The sequence below is a fragment of the Paenibacillus sp. MSJ-34 genome, assembly GCF_018918005.1.
Classification (GTDB): Bacteria; Bacillota; Bacilli; order Paenibacillales; family Paenibacillaceae; genus MSJ-34.
Genome location: NZ_JAHLPR010000029.1, coordinates 1 through 15,760, shown reverse-complemented (window position 1 = coordinate 15,760; position 15,760 = coordinate 1). Strand labels below are relative to the sequence as shown.

Sequence of the window (15,760 nt, the reverse complement as noted above, 5' to 3'; positions counted from 1 at the left end):
CCTCAATCAAGCGATCTCTCTTTTTGCCGCGGCAAAAATTCCGCCCGCAAACCGAATTTTATTCCGCCTGCGGACCGATTATTTTCCTTTATAACCATGATAAGGTTTGGTAAGAGCGTGAAATAAGGAAAAGAAGACTAGAGGCGGTGAAATCTATGGAAAAGAAAAGTACGCTTGGAGTGTTTAAAAACGACAATTACCGCAAATTGTTTTCGGCGACGGTGACATCGCAAATGGGCAGGGAGATCGGCATGAGCGCCTTCGCCTTTTATTTGCTCGAACGTTTCGGAGAGCAGCCGGTTTATACGACGTTAACGCAAATGATGTATTCGTTGCCGACGTTGGTCGTTTTTTTTATTGTCGGCGTAGTGGCCGACCGGATGGACCGGCAGAAGATCGCCGCGAACAGCGATTGGATCAGCGCCGGGCTGTCGATCATGTTTCTCGGCGCGGTAACGCTGGGCTGGATGCCGCTCATCTTTGCGATTTTATTTCTGCGCAGCGCGGTCGCCAATTTCTTCGCTCCGGCGGAGGCGGCGATGGTGCAAGGGGTATTGCATAAGGACGAGTATACGACCGCGGCGGGATTAAATCAGATGGTCATGAGCGTCTTTATGCTGTTCGGCACGGCGCTTGGCCTGTTTTTCTACCGTTTTATCGGCATCCAAGGAGCGATCCTGGTCGACGCGGCGGCTTTCCTCTTGTTGGGCTGGTTTATCCGCACATGCCGCATGAGCGACAAGGTACGCCTTCCCAACGGGAGAACGACATGGCGGCAACTCCAATTCGGCAATGTCGTTCGCGATTTTAAAGACGGAATGATCTATATTTTGAAAAACAAATTGCTTCTCGCAATTATATCGGGTTTCTTCTTGTTTGGCATTGTGAATGGCGGGTTTTCCGTGCTGTTCATGTACGTAACGAAATACAAGCTGGACCCGGTCCGTTATGAAACGAGCATGGTGGCGTTGTCCATGTTATTCGGCGTTGCCATTATGGCGGGAAGCATATTTGCCACGTTCATGGCGAAGAAGGTGAAGCTGTATCAAATGTTGATCGGCGGAATTCTCATGGCCGGCATTCTCGTTACGCTCAGCGGATTTGCTTCGTCGAAAGCGGTATTTTACGGCCTCGCGTTTTTTACCGGATTAACGCTAGGTCCGATCAACGTAGCGATCGGCGGCTGGATGCCGCAAATCGTAGATCCGAAAATGATGGGGCGGGTGCAGGGCTGGATCAATCCGCTCATGATGCTGGCGCAAACGGCGACATTGGGCGTGATCGCGGTGGCGTTCCCGCGGTTTATTAATGTAGATATGCTCTTCTACGGCATCGGAACCGTAATCCTGATCGTCGCTGTTTATTATATTGCCACTTTGCCGAGATTGGCGGCGAAGCATCAGCAACAGACGGAGCAGGCGCAGGTTGTTACCGGCTGATTTGAACATTTCGAAGGAGAGGGTACGGTGTTTAAACGGATGACGGTCGGGCATACCCCGGCCATTAGAAACCGTCAGGGCGACGGAGTTTCATCGGGCGTCGCCCTGATGGAACAAATGAATGCCGGCGGGTTAAAGCAATGGGTCGTTATCCGCGGCCATCATACCGGCAATCCGCTTTTGTTGTTTCTGCACGGCGGTCCGGGAGCTTCGATGACGGGGGCGTTGCGAAAGTATAATGCGGAACTGGAACAGGCTTATACGGTCGTCAGTTGGGACTATCGCGGGGCCGGCAAAAATTACGATCCATCGATAGCGCCGGAAACGATGAATATCGGTCAGCTTGTTTCGGATGCACGCGACATCGTCATGCAGCTTCTCGATCGATTCGATCAACAAAAATGCTTTGTTGCGGGCGCATCTTTCGGCGCCGTCGTCGGAATGCGTTTTGTTCAAGCTTTTCCGGATTTGGTTCACGCCTATATAGGCGTGAACCAGCCACCTGCCCCGCGGAGGAGGAACGGCTTTCCTATGAGTTTGCATTGGAAAAGGCCCGCCAAACAGCGAATGGCAAAGCCGTCCGGGAATTGGAGCGGATTGGCGCCCCCGAACAAGGCTTTTACCGCAACAAGGAAAACTTTGTTAAGCAGCGGAAATGGTTGACGAAGTTGGGAGGGGCGACCTATGAAAAAAGCACCTTCCGAATCAATATCATGAGCAATTTGTTTACCCCGGAAATATCGTGGAAGGATCGATTCCGGTTTGTGAAAGGATTTTCGTTCTCGAATCGATATCTATGGCAGGAGTTTCTGCGCTGCAATCTGTTCGCGCAAATTCCCGAAGTACACACGCCTGTTTATTTTATTACGGGCCGGCACGATCGGATCTGTTTCTTGCTGGAACGATACGCTTCTCTGCTTGAAGCGCCGCAAATCGAGCTTGTCGTTTTCGAACGTTCCGGCCATCTCGCTTGTTTCGAAGAACCGGACAAATTTAACGAGTTCCTGATTCGCCGCGTACGGAAGGAAATTGTGCCGTGACGACTTCTACAAATGCTTGAAGGGGACGCCTCGGAGCCCGCGATTTCGGGTCAGGCGTCCTCCGTAGATCGCAAAATTACTTGCATATACAAATAATATATGTTACATTTTAAATATCGGTTATGAAAAAGTCTCGACGCTTGGTATACTGAGTACGTATGAAGTTACCGAAACTAACGCTAAAGAGGGATAACGATGGACCGGAAACAACAGGTTTGGAAGATGCTGGGGTTCCAAATCGGCCAGACGACCAAATTGTTGCAGAACAAGATGCAGATCAACTTCAAGAATGCAGGTTATGATATTACTTTTGAACAATGGACAGTATTGCTTTCGTTGTGGATTAAGGACGGCCGCAGCCAGCAAGATCTGTCTATGGAGACCAAGCGCGATCAAACGAGCCTGTCCAGGCTGCTTGATAATATGGTCCGCAAAAATCTGATCGTTAGAGTGCAGAACCCGACAGACCGTCGAACCAACTTGATCTACTTGACGCACAAAGGCAGGGAGTTGGAACGACCGTTGATTGAACAGGCCGAACAACTTAATCATCAAGCTGTAGAAGGGATCGATGAAAGCGACTTGGTTCTGTTTCATAAGATGCTGGGCAAAATTATCGACAATCTAAAATAATGTAATGTCAATTACTTGTATATACATATATTGTATATACATATATTCCAACAAGGGAGGAATTTTTATGAATATTGATCGTTATTTTAATCGGTTGAATGTCGCCGGACAACAAGCAGCGGATCGATTATCGTTTCTGGAATTGCTGCAAATGCGGCATGTACAAACGATTTCTTTTGAAAATTTGGATATTATGGAGAAGCAAACACTGTCCATGCAATTCGGCGATTTGGAGCGGAAAATCATTGAGCGGAGCCGCGGTGGGGTTTGTTATGAATTAAACGGACTATTCCGCCATTTGTTATGTCATTTGGAATATGATGCCCGTTTAGCGGCTGCAACGACTTATATTGGCGACCGCTGGAATCCTTACGAGGATACGCATATGATGATTCTGGCCCATGTGGACAATCAATCTTATGTGGTGGAAGTTGGGTTAGGGGGGAATTCGCCTTCCAAACCTGTCCCGCTGAATGGAAAGGAAGTTCGCGATGTGGACGGCGTGTATCGAGTTGTCCGCGAAGAAGATATGTATTATTTGCAAAAAAATGAGAATCAAGACTGGAACAATCTATATCGCTTCCGAATGGATGAAAAACAGACGGAGGATTTCGTACCGTGGTGCGACTTTGTGCAAACCTCGCCAGAATCACCTTTTAACAAAAAAAGGTTTATTTCCAGAGTAACGCAACAGGGGAGAGTGACATTGTCCGGCGATTCTCTGACGAAGGTGGAAAATGGGGTGAAAGACAAACGCGTCCTGCAAGCGGATGAGATTGCGGAAGCGTTGAAGCGATGGTTTTATTTAGACGAGAGACAATGAGACAGTGCGGTCGCCGAAATTGAAAACTTGTCATGCTCGTCAAACCCGTCCGCATATTTGGCCAAGGTCCCTCATAGACATGTATCAGTGAAAAATTCATTTGTGCAGAGGGGATGATTTCATGCGTCGGATCACATGGATAGCAGCCATCGTGATGTGTGCAGCCATTATGCTCGCGGGATGCGGGAAAAAAGACGCGGCAGCAGTGTTGAAAGATTTGGATCATGTGGTCAGCAAACTGGAAAGTTATCAAGGGACGGGAACGATGATGCTGCATACCGGCCAGCAGCCTCAAGAATATCAAGTTGATGTCTGGTACCAGAATCCGTCGTATTATCGAATCGCCTTGAAAAATGCGAAAAAAGATATTACCCAAATCGTCCTGCGAAACGACGAAGGGGTATTCGTGCTGACGCCGAGTCTGAATAAAAGCTTCCGCTTCCAAAGCGATTGGCCGGAGAAGCAAGGACAGGTATACTTGTACCAAACGTTGATACACAGCATATTGGCCGATAGCAGCCGCCAGTTTGCGACCGAGAAAGACTCGTATGTGTTCGATGTGGCGGCGAATTACCAAACCGCTTCGTTAGTCCGGCAAAAAATTTGGCTGAGCAAGGAAAATTACGCGCCGCAGCAAGTGCAAGTATCGGATGCCAATGCAAACGTCGTCGTCGAGGTGAAATTTAATCAATTCGAATTCGACAAAAAATTCGATAAAGATTCTTTCGAAATGCAGCGGAATATGACCAGCATGAATGTAACGACATTGCCGACCGTCAGCCAAGTCGACGAGAACGGCAATCCGATTGACGACGGTTCCGTCCCGATTCCGCAAGATCAACTGGCCGGCAAAACGCAGGAGCTCGGATCGTTCGGCATTATCGAACCGGCTTACACGCCGGAAGGCGTGAAGCTGCATGATACGCAGCAAATTAAAAATGCCGCCGATCATTCCGTATTGCTGCGCTATAGCGGCACATACAATTACACGCTGCGCGAGTCGAGACCGCAGGACATGGAAGTGTCCATGACGCCGGGAACGCTGTTGTTCCTCGGGCATACGGTCGGTCATTTAAGCGGGGAAGACCTGAAGACGCTCGCCTGGACGTATGACGGCATCGAATACCGGTTGACGAGCGCGGATTTGCCGCAGGACGAAATGATTAACATTGCGGCGTCTTTGCAAGACCAGCCCGGCAAATAAAATAATCGTATCCTTCTTGTGGCGGCTCCCGCCCGGGAGCGAGCGGACGACGGTCTGCCCATTCCCGGGAAGCCGCCTTTTTACAATTTAGGTGGACTAAGGAAGAAATGCCGTTTTTCATTGACAGCCAGACAGCTTAACGATTAACATAATCATATTGGTTATGGAGACCGTTTTGCGACAGATAAGAAGAAGGTGGCTTGTGTGAACTCATTTTATCGTTCGACGAGAGTGGAGGTATCCTTTGACGCGCTGCGTCATAATGTGGAGGAATTTCGGAGGGCGCTTCCGCGGTCGATGAAGCTGCTCGCATGCGTCAAGGCGAATGCGTACGGACACGGAGCCGTCGAAATGACGAAAGAATTGGAACGGTTAGGCATCGACTACGTGAGTGTCGCATTTTTAGATGAAGCGATTCAATTGCGCCGGGCCGGCATAACAACCCCGATCCTTGTGTTAGGGTATACGCCTCCCGAAGGCGTGGCTGCGGCTTGGGCGAACAACATTACAATAAACGTATTCAGCGAGGAAGTGCTGCGCGAGATTGAAGCTTTAGCGTCCGGACCGCTCGATTTCGCCGGCGGATCGGGTACGGCGGTTTACGGGGAAGAACCGCGCCGGTTAAAGGTGCATGTCAAAATCGATACCGGGATGGGACGGCTCGGTTTATTGCCGGGCGAGGAGGCCGTCCGGTTCGTCGAACGAATCAACAGGCTGCCGCAGGTGAACTTGGAAGGGATGTTTACGCATTGCGCGCGTGCGGATGAGGCGGATCCGAGCTACACGATCGAGCAGCACCGGAAATTTCGGCAAATGGCCGAAGCGGTGAAGGAGCGCGGAATCGATATTCCGATATTGCATACGGGGAACAGCGCCGTCAGCATCGAGCGCCCCGAATGGTCCTACGACATGGTGCGCATCGGAGTCAGCCTGTACGGGCTATACCCATCGGCCGAAGTGAACCGCGAACGCGTAGCGCTGCAGCCGGTGCTTGCATTGAAGTCGCAGCTTTCATACGTCAAATCGCTTCCGCCTCATTCCGGAATCAGCTATGGGACGATTTATTTTACGGAAGGGGAGGAACGGATCGGAACGGTGCCGATCGGTTACGCGGACGGATATTCGCGATTGCTCAGCGGCAAGGCGGAAATGCTCATCCGGGGCCAACGCGTGCCGGTGGTCGGGACCATCTGTATGGACCAATGCATGGTTCGGCTTGACGCGGTTTCGTCCGATGCGGACGAATCGCCGCTTGCGGCGGGCGAAGAAGTCGTTCTTATCGGGCAGCAAGGCGAGGAACGGATCGGAGCCGAGGAATTGGCCTCCCATGTTGGGACCATCAATTATGAAGTGATCTGCGCGCTGGCCCACCGTATTCCGCGCGTCTATATGCGCGAAGGGGAAACCGTTCACGTGTCGAACCCGTTGCTCGGATAGCGAGGTTACATTTACCAGGCAAATATTTTGTTGGAATTAGAGGGATTTCTGTTATCATTAGCGAATACATTTATGTAGGGTTGCAGCAGCTGTGCTAACATACCTTATATACATTCGGCATATACATTCTTTTGTATAAATTTTCTTAGTTATCGACATACTGGTATTAAAGGTTGGAAAGTTTTTGGGGGGCGAGAGCTGGTGTCCAATGTTCAAAACACGAAACGAATTATGATTAGTTTGCCGGATCATTTGCTGCAAGAGGTCGACGGCATTGTGGCAAAGGAAAATTCCAATCGGAGCGAGTTTATTAGGCAAGCGATGAAATTGTATTTGGTAGAGCGTAAGAAGCGCCATATCCGGGAATCGATGCAGCGGGGCTATTTGGAGATGGCCAAAATCAATTTGACCATGGCATCGGAAGCATTTTACGCGGAGGAAGATGCAGAGGGCACTCTTGGTCGTTTAGTGAGCGGGGTGTAAACATTGATCGTAAAGCGCGGCGACGTTTTTTTTGCTGATCTCTCGCCTGTGGTCGGTTCGGAACAAGGCGGAGTGCGGCCCGTTTTGATCATTCAAAATGATATCGGCAATCGCTTCAGCCCGACGGTGATTGTTGCCGCGATTACGGCGCAGATCCAAAAAGCGAAATTGCCGACTCATGTGGAAATCGATGCGGAAACCCACGGATTCGATCGCGATTCCGTTATTTTACTCGAACAAATTCGGACGATCGACAAACAAAGGCTCACCGACAAAATTACGCATTTGGATGAGGAAACGATGCGGAAAGTGGACGATGGGCTGCAAATCAGTATCGGATTGATCGATTTTTAAGATGAAGCAAAGGCGAGGGTGGCGCAAGCCCTTGTTTTTTTTTGCCGTTTTCGCGAGAATAGTGGGTAGACGATCTAGGGAATAGAGGAAGGGGAGTTTGACGCGTATGGAAAAAGGAACGGACATGCCGGTTCGTACAGCGAACGGACAGGAGGACCAGAACGCAGGATCGGACGAGTTGGCCGTTCAATTGGAACGGTTGAAGGCGGAGGAGCCGGAAAGAATAACGAAACAAATTGCGAAAGAACTTCAATTGTCCGTCAAACAGATTCGCACGACGATGGGATTGTTGGACGAAGGCAATACGATTCCGTTCATTGCGCGCTATCGCAAAGAGATGACCGGAGAGCTCGACGAGAACGAGCTTCGGTCCGTCGAAGAGCGCTTGCAATATTTGCGCAATTTGGAGGAGCGCAAACGAGAAGTCATTCGCCTCATTGCCGAGCAAGGGAAACTGACGGTGGAATTGCAAACCGGAATTATTGCCGCCGAGAAGCTGCAGGAGGTTGAAGATTTATACCGTCCATATAGGCAAAAGCGGAAAACGCGGGCAAGCGTCGCCAAGGAACGCGGACTGGAACCGCTCGCTGCGTGGATTTGGGCGCAGCCGCAGCAAGGGGATCTTCAAGCCGAAGCGGCTCGTTATATCGATGCCGACAAAGGCGTGGCAACGGCGGAAGAAGCGATCCAAGGCGCGATGGATATACTGGCCGAGACGATCGCCGACGATGCGGCTATTCGCGCCTGGGTGCGCAAATATACGTTCGACCACGGGCTCGTTCGAACGGAAGCGAAGGATGCGGAGCAAGAATCGGTGTACGAGATGTATTATTCGTATCAAGAACCGGTTAAGAAGCTGCCCCCGCACCGGATTTTGGCCATTAACCGCGGCGAGCGGGAGGATATATTGAAGGTTGCCATTGAAGTGCATGCGGAGCAAGTGCATGCGTATATTGCGAAGCGGGTCGTTCGCGGCGGGGGCCGGTCGGCGGTGCATGATACGATCGTCGCGGTGATCGAAGACGCTTATAAGCGATTGATTTCCCCATCGATCGAGCGCGAGGTGCGGGGCGAATTAACGGAGAAGGCGGAAGAGCAGGCCATTCAAATCTTTGCCGGCAATTTGCGCAATCTGCTGCTGCAGCCGCCCGTCAAAGGGAAGCGCGTGCTTGGCGTCGACCCGGCGTACCGCACCGGTTGCAAGCTGGCCGTTGTAGACGATACCGGCAAATTGCTGGAGGTGGCGGTGACGTATCCGACCCCGCCGAACAACAAGATCGCGGAAGCCGAAGCGAAATTTACGCAATTGATCGAGACATACGATATTGAATTGATCGTGATCGGCAACGGTACCGCGTCGCGCGAAACGGAGCAGTTCGTCGCCAATCTGATCGGCAAACTGAAAGGCAGGGAGCTCTCGTACTTAATCGTCAGCGAGGCGGGAGCAAGCGTCTATTCTGCGTCCAAGCTGGCGCAGGAGGAGTTTCCGAAGCTCGATGTGGCGGAACGGAGCGCGGCGTCGATTGCCCGCCGTCTGCAAGATCCGCTTGCCGAACTGGTCAAAATCGATCCGAAGGCGATCGGAGTCGGGCAGTATCAGCATGACGTATCGCAGAAGCGGCTGGCGGAAAGCTTGAGCGCCGTCGTAGAGTCGGCGGTAAACCACGTCGGCGTCGACGTGAACACGGCATCGCCCTCCTTGCTCGCTTACGTTGCCGGGATCAACGCGACCGTAGCCAAAAACATTGTGAAATATCGCGAAGACAACGGCAAATTTACCGACCGTTCGCAATTGCAAAAGGTTCCGCGCCTTGGAGCGAAGGCGTTCGAGCAATGCGTCGGGTTTATGCGAATTACGGACGGCGGCAATCCGCTTGACCGGACGCCGATTCATCCGGAATCTTACGCTGTGGTCGACCGGCTGTTTCAGGAGCTGAAATTGGAATTGAGCCGGCTCGGATCGAAGGAGCTTGCCGCGGCGCTGGCCCAAGTCGATCCGGAGGCGCTTGCGCCTCAGCTTGGCGTAGGCGTGCCGACGCTGCGCGACATCTTGGACAGCCTGCAACGCCCGGGACGCGATCCGCGGGAGGAGCTGCCGCCGCCGATTTTCCGCACCGACGTGTTGAAGATCGAAGACCTCGCGCCAGGCATGGAGCTGCAAGGAACGGTGCGGAATGTCATCGACTTCGGAGCTTTTGTCGACATCGGGATTAAGAATGACGGCCTTGTCCATATTTCGCAGCTTAGCGATAGATTTGTAAAACATCCGATGGATGTCGTTTCCGTAGGCGACAATGTTACCGTCTGGGTATTGAACGTCGATCTGAAAAAAGGCCGCGTCGGCCTGACGATGCGCAAGCCTTCCTAAAAAAACAGGGTAACGGCAGCATGACAAAAGGTCATGGCGCGTTACCCTGTTCCATTTGGGCCGCGGATTCCGGCGGCAACGGCTTCGTACGGTAGAAAAACCAGCATTCGTTCAAAAGTTTGATTTGGCGGCGGTCCTTTTTTTGAAATGCTTTCATCAATTGGCTGCTTAACCACTGCGGCAACGTTCTTCCTCCCCCACGTTTCATTTATGTAGTTATACCATATGGGCGAAAGGTGGAAAGTGTGCAGGTCCTACAAAAAGGTTCCGCCGCCGGATCATTCATGAATGCGATTCCGCTTCTTCCTCGTACCATTGCTCAAGCTGCGCTTGCAGGGCGCGAATTTCGGTAAGCAAAGAAATGAGCGGATAGCTCTTTTCTTCGATCGCGGCGAAGTCGCGCTCCAACTCGTTGATGTAGGCTAACCCGCCGACGATCTCGTCCTGTTCCGTCAATAGCTCCAAATCGTTGCATTCCGCAACCGCCCGCGGCAGCGCGGGAACGTTCGCAGCGGTCAATTTATCGATTTCCTTGTTCAGGCGCAAGTTCAGCGCGCTTAGTTGATAGGCGTAATCCGCAGGCATTTCCACCAAAACCATTCCGCCCGGGCCGTGCATAATAATGTATCTCATTTTCGCGTTCGACATTGGTTGACAAAATCTCCCCTCACATCTTACTACTTGACAGTGTAGCCTAACTTAGGCTTACAATTCAAGTAGCGCATCGGTTGGTTGGACAACCGGGCCGATCAAGGAAGGGCGGGATGAACGCGATGGACGATAAGGAACTGCAGTCTTGGGTGGAGCGCATATCCATCCATTCGTTCGGCCTTCCGTTCAAGCATAAGGCGACGTTTAACAAGCGACTGAGAGCGACCGGCGGACGTTATTTTATGAAAACCCATAATATAGAGATCAATCCGCATCAATTGGAGGCTTACGGAGCCGAGGAAGTCGAGAAAATCATTAAGCACGAGCTATGCCATTATCATCTGCATTTGCAGCGGAAAGGATACCGGCACCGCGATCCCGACTTCAAGGCGCTGCTTGCCCGCGTCGGCGGCAGCCGCTATTGCCGGTCGTTGCCGTCGGCTCAAGGGAGAAGGCGTCCGGAGCCTTACCGTTATAAACTGGTATGCGCCCGCTGCGGGACGGAATACCCGCGCAAACGGAAGGTCGATCCGCGCCGTTTCGCGTGCGGCAAATGCCGCGGACCGCTGCGTATCTATCAAATTTTGCCGCTTGACTTCCACCCAAAACCGTGATAAATTAATAATTGTCACTTTAACGTTCCCTGATAGCTCAGTCGGTAGAGCACTCGGCTGTTAACCGAGTTGTCACAGGTTCGAGTCCTGTTCGGGGAGCCATTTTCTTTGGAGAGATACCCAAGTGGCTATAAGGGGACCCTCTGCTAAGGGGTTAGACTGCGCAAGCGGTGCGAGGGTTCGAATCCCTCTCTCTCCGCCATACATAACGAATAGAGAAGAGCGAGGCTTGCGGATAGATTTTCCGCGAATACTCGCTCTTTTTGGTGTCATATCGAATTTAGCCGCTATGTGATATATATCGTTTGACTTATTGATGACGACAGTGATACAATAGGGGCAGTTTGCGGGGGGACTGTTCGCAGTTGAGAAGGTTAAAACCTGACCCTTTGAACCTGTTGGTTAATACCAGCGCAGGGAAGCGACAACTTTACTTTGTCATGCGTATGCGCGTACAACGAGAGTGCTTTCCGCCTATAGGAAAGCGCTCTATTTTTTTATGCGAAATATGGATGCGCATGTTTACAATCGAATACGATTTCATCGTTTGCGGGGGGACTGTTCGCAGTTGAGAAGGTAAAACCTGACCCTTTGAACCTGTTAGTTAAGACTAGCGTAGGGAAGCAATCCATGTTCCAGCATGGTTTTTTTCCCTTGCCGTTTTTCGGACAAGGGATTTTTTTTATAAATGATCAATAGAAATGGAGATGATGTACCGATGAAAACAGCGCTAACCATTGCCGGCTCGGATTGCAGCGGGGGAGCGGGCATCCAGGCCGATCTGAAAACTTTCTCTGCTCACGGCGTATTCGGCATGAGCGTGATCGTATCGGTGGTGGCCGAGAACACCAGCCGCGTGATCGATATACAGGATATGCGGCCGGATATGATCGAAAAGCAAATCGAAGCCGTGTTCGAGGATATAGAGGTGGACGCGGTGAAAATCGGCATGCTGTCGCAGCCCGAATGTATGGAGGCGGTGGCAGGAAAGCTGAAACAGTACGCTCCCCGGCATGTCGTCATCGATCCGGTCATGTACGCCAAGAACGGCTGCCCGCTCATGAACCCCAATGCGATCGATACGTTGATCCGGAAAGTGCTTCCGCTGGCGAGCGTCTTGACCCCCAATATTCCCGAAGCGGAAAAGATCACAGGCCTCAAGATCGGCAGCGTCGACGATATGAAAAAAGCGGCGGCGGCGATTTATCGAATGGGTTGCAAACATGTCGTCGTGAAAGGCGGCCATGCCGCAGGGAACGCGCTGGATATATTGTTTGACGGGGAAGCGTTCCATTCGTTCGACGCGCAGCGTATCGAGACCAAGAATACGCACGGGACAGGCTGTACTTATTCGTCTGCCATAGCCTCCAATCTTGCGCTTGGATACGGATTGCAAGAAGCAGTGCGCAGAGCGAAGGAATACGTTACCACGGCCATTCGGCATTCTTTGCCGATCGGCAAGGGGAACGGGCCTACTCATCATTTTTATTCGCTATATAAAAACGGATTAGAGAAAGGAATGGGGACGGATGAATAACGGAATGCTGACGGATGCCGCCGGATTGATAAACCGCGTCCGGCAATCGAAGCCTTTGATTCATCAAATTACAAACTACGTTACGGTAAACGATTGCGCGAACGTCACCTTGGCCATCGGCGCTTCTCCGGTCATGGCCGACGATGCCGATGAAGTCGCGGAAATCGTCGCCATGTCTTCCGCACTGGTGCTGAATATGGGAACATTGAACAACAGGATCGTCGAATCCATGATCGCCGCCGGGCGGCAAGCGAACGAATCGGGCGTTCCCGTTGTGCTGGATCCGGTGGGAGCGGGGGCGTCGCAGCTTCGAAACCGTACTGCCCGGACATTGTTGGAACGAATTCAATTCAGCGTCATCAGAGGGAATATATCCGAAGCGAAATGTTTAGCGGGCGCAAGCGCGAATACGAGAGGCGTCGACGCCTCGGAGACGGATGCGGCGGCCGGCACGGAGGGGAGCGTTGAAGTAGCGCGATTATTGGCGCGTCAATACAACTGTGTTGTTGCCGTTACAGGCGAAACCGATATCGTGTCCGACGGCGCCCGGACGCTCTGTATCCGGAACGGGCATAAAGCGCTCGGTTCCATTACCGGTACGGGATGCATGTGCTCTGCCCTCATCGGTTCGTTCTGCGGCGCCGGTTCCAATTATTTGGCAGCGGCCGCGGCGGGCGTGATGACGATGGGGATTGCCGGCGAAATTGCGTTTGAACAAGAGGGGCATAAGGGGCTCGGCAGTTACCGTGTCGCTTTGATCGATCAAATCGGCCATTTAGGCGGAGAAACGATCCACGCGAGGGGGAAAATATATGAATCGGAACATTGATTACAGCCTCTATCTCGTTACGGATCGCGGCCTGATGAGTACGAATACGGTGGAACGCTCGGTAGAGCTGGCGATTCAAGGAGGGTGTACGCTCGTTCAATTACGGGAGAAAACGTTGTCCACATTGGATTTTTATCGCACCGCCGTACGGGTGAAGGCCGTTTGCGACCGCTATAAGGTGCCGCTTCTGATCAATGACCGTGTGGATATCGCCTTGGCGGTAGACGCTGCCGGGGTGCATGTCGGACAAAACGATTTGCCGGCCGGAATCGTGCGCGGCATGATCGGAGAAGGCAAACTCCTTGGCGTCTCCGCCTCCAACCTTGCCGAAGCCTTGCAAGCGGAAAGGGACGGCGCCGATTATATCGGCGTCGGCGCGATGTTCGCCACGGGAACCAAAGCCGATGCCCAATCGGTGTCCATGAACGAATTACAGGAGATCAGGACAGCGATTCGTTTGCCCATTGTGGCGATCGGCGGCATCAACCCGGACACGATCCCGTTATTCCAAGGGATGGGGATCGACGGAATTGCGGTCGTTTCCGCGATCGTTTCCGAAGACGATATTGCGCTCGCGGCCAAGAAAATAAAAGATTTGTTTCTTAGTATTTAGTATAAAAATAAAATGGTATAGGAGAATGTGAAGATGTCATTTTCAAGAACGCTCAAGGAAAAGTCGGGTGCCGTCTGGGAAGAAGGTTACAATCATCCTTTTCTGCATGAAATGGGGCGGGGAACGCTGGATAAGGAATCGTTTAGGTTTTATCTGATTCAAGATTACAAGTATTTGATCGAATATGCGAAAATTTTCGCTATGGGCGCGGTAAAAGCCAAAGAGGAAAAGCTGATGGCCAGGTTTACCTTGATTCAGCACAATATCCTGAACCGGGAAATGGATTTGCATAGAAACTATATGAAAGAATACGGGATCGCGCCGGATGAAGCGGCAACGTCACAACCATCCCTTTGGAACAAAGCCTACACGTCCAATATGATGGCCGTCGCGCAAACGGGCGGGGTTGCTGAGATTTTAGCGGTCATATTCCCCTGTGCGTGGACTTATTACGACTATGCCGCAAGGTTAAAAGAACAATACCGGGGATCGTTGGAAAACAATTTTTACAAGACATGGATAGAAAGCTATGCAAGCGACGAATTCGGAAAATCCTTCGAATGGTTTTACGACACGCTCGATGAGTTATGCCAATATAAATCGCAAGAGGAATTGCGTGCCATTGAAGATATTTTCAGAACAAGCGTGGAGTTTGAATATTTATTTTGGGATATGGCGTACAAACGGCAAATGTCGTATTGACGGTATTGGCGAACGGTTCAGGCCGGTCGTGAATGCGCGAAAAGAGCCTGGCAGCAGGCTCTTTTCGTTGTTAGGAATTCGCTTCGTCTTTGATTTCCTCGCGCATGCCGCGCAAACTTTGGCGGCGGTTTTCGTTTTTGTTGCGAATTTGTTCCGCTTCTTCGCCGCTAATTTCGTCGGCATGCTCATCCAGATAGTCGCGGGCTTCTCTCATGTTTTCAATCGTATTTTGCACAGCGTCTTGCAGGTGTTCCACATTATCGGAACGGTCGTCCGGCTTGGCCATGTTACACTCCTCCTAAACAGTTTGGTAAACATATTTCCAATTCACGTCCGTTACAATAATCGGGACATGAAGTCAATGTATAAGATGGCAAGGTTGGGGCGCTATTATTCACCGCTCGCTTGTATATTTGTGGGAAAACGCGGCGTTTTGAACAACGATGCAACAGTAAATAATTGGATGAAAAATTACTGTATAAAAAGACTTGCCATCGGTCGTATTTTCTTGTATAATCAATTTTGTTGTCACGAAAGTGAAGGAAACAATTACTTCATACGGCCCGTTGGTCAAGGGGTTAAGACACCTCCCTTTCACGGAGGTAACAGGGGTTCGAATCCCCTACGGGTCACCATCTCTTTTTCAACTATTTGAAAAATGTGGCGAGCAACTTGCGTAGACAACGAGAGCCATTAGCTCAGTCGGTAGAGCACCTGACTTTTAATCAGGGTGTCGGAGGTTCGAGTCCTCCATGGCTCACCAGTTTTTATTTTTCCCCAATGTGCGGTAGTGGTGGAATGGCAGACACGCTATCTTGAGGGGGTAGTGGGCGTATGCCCGTGGAGGTTCGAGTCCTCTCTACCGCACCATACATAACAAGCTCAGATCCCTTGCGGCGCAAGGGATTTTTTAAACATTATAGAATTTATAAAATTTTGGGGTGGGCAGGGCTTCCGCCTCGTTTTTGTTTTTGGTAAGGTTAGGATATGGAGACGAACGTGCTAAAACGAATCTTCTTTGATGAACATGGAC

18 protein-coding genes, 5 tRNA genes and 2 riboswitches are annotated in these 15,760 nt (G+C 51.2%); of the genes, 20 read left to right on the top strand and 3 right to left on the bottom strand.

The window, feature by feature from the left end; genetic code table 11:
• The first annotated feature begins 155 nt into the window (after positions 1-155).
• From KQI79_RS15475 to KQI79_RS15430, 10 genes are all read left to right on the top strand, one after another.
• On the top strand, positions 156-1,439 hold the full coding sequence (locus KQI79_RS15475; protein WP_216539137.1) for an MFS transporter: 1,284 nt from the start codon (positions 156-158) through the stop codon (positions 1,437-1,439).
• Positions 1,440-1,466: 27 nt separating this feature from the next.
• Positions 1,467-2,102: an alpha/beta fold hydrolase gene (locus KQI79_RS15470; protein ID WP_216539136.1), complete on the top strand. Its 636-nt coding sequence runs from the start codon at positions 1,467-1,469 to the stop codon at positions 2,100-2,102.
• On the top strand, positions 2,099-2,479 hold the full coding sequence (locus tag KQI79_RS15465) for an alpha/beta fold hydrolase (RefSeq protein ID WP_216539135.1): 381 nt from the start codon (positions 2,099-2,101) through the stop codon (positions 2,477-2,479). Before KQI79_RS15470 ends, KQI79_RS15465 begins: the two co-directional genes overlap by 4 nt.
• 195 nt (positions 2,480-2,674) lie before the next feature.
• Positions 2,675-3,112, top strand: coding sequence for a MarR family winged helix-turn-helix transcriptional regulator (locus KQI79_RS15460; protein WP_216539134.1), 438 nt, complete (start codon positions 2,675-2,677; stop codon positions 3,110-3,112).
• Positions 3,113-3,179: 67 nt separating this feature from the next.
• On the top strand, positions 3,180-3,935 hold the full coding sequence (locus tag KQI79_RS15455) for an arylamine N-acetyltransferase family protein (RefSeq protein WP_216539133.1): 756 nt from the start codon (positions 3,180-3,182) through the stop codon (positions 3,933-3,935).
• A 121-nt stretch (positions 3,936-4,056) separates the two neighbouring features.
• Positions 4,057-5,139 (top strand): outer membrane lipoprotein-sorting protein, encoded by a 1,083-nt coding sequence (locus KQI79_RS15450; RefSeq protein WP_216539132.1) that lies wholly within the window; start codon positions 4,057-4,059, stop codon positions 5,137-5,139.
• Positions 5,140-5,343: 204 nt separating this feature from the next.
• Positions 5,344-6,576 (top strand): alanine racemase, encoded by a 1,233-nt coding sequence (gene alr / locus KQI79_RS15445; RefSeq protein WP_216539131.1) that lies wholly within the window; start codon positions 5,344-5,346, stop codon positions 6,574-6,576.
• Between the two features lie 201 nt (positions 6,577-6,777).
• On the top strand, positions 6,778-7,059 hold the full coding sequence (locus KQI79_RS15440; protein ID WP_216539130.1) for a CopG family ribbon-helix-helix protein: 282 nt from the start codon (positions 6,778-6,780) through the stop codon (positions 7,057-7,059).
• A 3-nt stretch (positions 7,060-7,062) separates the two neighbouring features.
• Complete coding sequence (locus tag KQI79_RS15435) at positions 7,063-7,413, top strand: type II toxin-antitoxin system PemK/MazF family toxin (protein ID WP_216539129.1); 351 nt, start codon at positions 7,063-7,065, stop codon at positions 7,411-7,413.
• 106 nt (positions 7,414-7,519) lie between these two features.
• A complete protein-coding gene (locus tag KQI79_RS15430) occupies positions 7,520-9,781 on the top strand; it encodes a Tex family protein (protein WP_253298179.1) in 2,262 nt (753 codons plus the stop codon).
• A gap of 31 nt (positions 9,782-9,812) precedes the next feature.
• On the opposite strand, the gene cmpA is transcribed toward KQI79_RS15430, so the two are convergent.
• Together cmpA and KQI79_RS15420 are read right to left on the bottom strand one after the other, a co-directional pair.
• Entirely contained in the window at positions 9,813-9,965 is a 153-nt protein-coding gene (gene cmpA / locus KQI79_RS15425) for a cortex morphogenetic protein CmpA (RefSeq protein ID WP_216539128.1), read from the bottom strand.
• Positions 9,966-10,063: 98 nt separating this feature from the next.
• On the bottom strand, positions 10,064-10,429 hold the full coding sequence (locus tag KQI79_RS15420) for a hydrolase/acyltransferase (protein WP_216539127.1): 366 nt from the start codon (positions 10,427-10,429) through the stop codon (positions 10,064-10,066).
• A gap of 125 nt (positions 10,430-10,554) precedes the next feature.
• Between KQI79_RS15420 and KQI79_RS15415 the strand changes: the two genes are divergently transcribed.
• The 7 genes from KQI79_RS15415 to tenA all read left to right on the top strand — a co-directional run bounded on the left by KQI79_RS15415 (position 10,555) and on the right by tenA (position 14,727).
• Positions 10,555-11,046, top strand: a complete 492-nt coding sequence (locus tag KQI79_RS15415; RefSeq protein ID WP_216539205.1) for a SprT family protein — start codon at positions 10,555-10,557, stop codon at positions 11,044-11,046.
• A gap of 26 nt (positions 11,047-11,072) precedes the next feature.
• A tRNA-Asn gene (locus KQI79_RS15410) sits at positions 11,073-11,148 on the top strand.
• Between the two features lie 8 nt (positions 11,149-11,156).
• Positions 11,157-11,248: transfer RNA gene (locus tag KQI79_RS15405), tRNA-Ser, on the top strand.
• Between the two features lie 136 nt (positions 11,249-11,384).
• Positions 11,385-11,484, top strand: a riboswitch (TPP riboswitch).
• 103 nt (positions 11,485-11,587) lie between these two features.
• Positions 11,588-11,686: riboswitch (TPP riboswitch) on the top strand.
• Between the two features lie 78 nt (positions 11,687-11,764).
• Positions 11,765-12,583 carry a bifunctional hydroxymethylpyrimidine kinase/phosphomethylpyrimidine kinase gene (gene thiD / locus KQI79_RS15400; protein WP_216539126.1) on the top strand — a complete coding sequence of 273 codons (819 nt, stop codon included), beginning with the start codon at positions 11,765-11,767 and terminating at the stop codon, positions 12,581-12,583.
• Entirely contained in the window at positions 12,576-13,412 is an 837-nt protein-coding gene (thiM, locus tag KQI79_RS15395) for a hydroxyethylthiazole kinase (protein WP_216539125.1), read from the top strand. Before thiD ends, thiM begins: the two co-directional genes overlap by 8 nt.
• Entirely contained in the window at positions 13,396-14,025 is a 630-nt protein-coding gene (thiE, locus tag KQI79_RS15390) for a thiamine phosphate synthase (protein WP_216539124.1), read from the top strand. Before thiM ends, thiE begins: the two co-directional genes overlap by 17 nt.
• A gap of 33 nt (positions 14,026-14,058) precedes the next feature.
• The gene (gene tenA, locus KQI79_RS15385) at positions 14,059-14,727 is read left to right on the top strand and encodes a thiaminase II (RefSeq protein ID WP_216539123.1); all 669 of its coding nucleotides are present in this window, start codon (positions 14,059-14,061) and stop codon (positions 14,725-14,727) included.
• A gap of 70 nt (positions 14,728-14,797) precedes the next feature.
• Here the strand turns inward: tenA and tlp are convergent, their stop codons facing one another.
• The gene (gene tlp / locus KQI79_RS15380; protein ID WP_216539122.1) at positions 14,798-15,013 is read right to left on the bottom strand and encodes a small acid-soluble spore protein Tlp; all 216 of its coding nucleotides are present in this window, start codon (positions 15,011-15,013) and stop codon (positions 14,798-14,800) included.
• 274 nt (positions 15,014-15,287) lie between these two features.
• On the opposite strand from tlp, the gene KQI79_RS15375 reads away from it, so the two are divergent.
• From KQI79_RS15375 to KQI79_RS15365, 3 genes are all read left to right on the top strand, one after another.
• Positions 15,288-15,362: transfer RNA gene (locus KQI79_RS15375), tRNA-Glu, on the top strand.
• A 52-nt stretch (positions 15,363-15,414) separates the two neighbouring features.
• Positions 15,415-15,490 (top strand) — tRNA-Lys (locus KQI79_RS15370).
• Positions 15,491-15,511: 21 nt separating this feature from the next.
• A tRNA-Leu gene (locus KQI79_RS15365) sits at positions 15,512-15,597 on the top strand.
• Positions 15,598-15,760: the final 163 nt, after the last annotated feature.

What these genes read in the sequence shown, in the direction of transcription:
- thiD (WP_216539126.1), top strand. Translation starts at nt 11,765, where the DNA reads ATGAAAACAGCGCTAACCATTGCCGGCTCGGATTGCAGCGGGGGAGCG.
- thiE (WP_216539124.1), top strand. Translation starts at nt 13,396, where the DNA reads ATGAATCGGAACATTGATTACAGCCTCTATCTCGTTACGGATCGCGGC.
- KQI79_RS15475 (WP_216539137.1), top strand. Translation starts at nt 156, where the DNA reads ATGGAAAAGAAAAGTACGCTTGGAGTGTTTAAAAACGACAATTACCGC.
- KQI79_RS15450 (WP_216539132.1), top strand. Translation starts at nt 4,057, where the DNA reads ATGCGTCGGATCACATGGATAGCAGCCATCGTGATGTGTGCAGCCATT.
- KQI79_RS15460 (WP_216539134.1), top strand. Translation starts at nt 2,675, where the DNA reads ATGGACCGGAAACAACAGGTTTGGAAGATGCTGGGGTTCCAAATCGGC.
- KQI79_RS15430 (WP_253298179.1), top strand. Translation starts at nt 7,520, where the DNA reads ATGGAAAAAGGAACGGACATGCCGGTTCGTACAGCGAACGGACAGGAG.
- tlp (WP_216539122.1), bottom strand. Translation starts at nt 15,013, where the DNA reads ATGGCCAAGCCGGACGACCGTTCCGATAATGTGGAACACCTGCAAGAC.
- KQI79_RS15455 (WP_216539133.1), top strand. Translation starts at nt 3,180, where the DNA reads ATGAATATTGATCGTTATTTTAATCGGTTGAATGTCGCCGGACAACAA.
- KQI79_RS15415 (WP_216539205.1), top strand. Translation starts at nt 10,555, where the DNA reads ATGGACGATAAGGAACTGCAGTCTTGGGTGGAGCGCATATCCATCCAT.
- KQI79_RS15420 (WP_216539127.1), bottom strand. Translation starts at nt 10,429, where the DNA reads ATGTCGAACGCGAAAATGAGATACATTATTATGCACGGCCCGGGCGGA.
- tenA (WP_216539123.1), top strand. Translation starts at nt 14,059, where the DNA reads ATGTCATTTTCAAGAACGCTCAAGGAAAAGTCGGGTGCCGTCTGGGAA.
- thiM (WP_216539125.1), top strand. Translation starts at nt 12,576, where the DNA reads ATGAATAACGGAATGCTGACGGATGCCGCCGGATTGATAAACCGCGTC.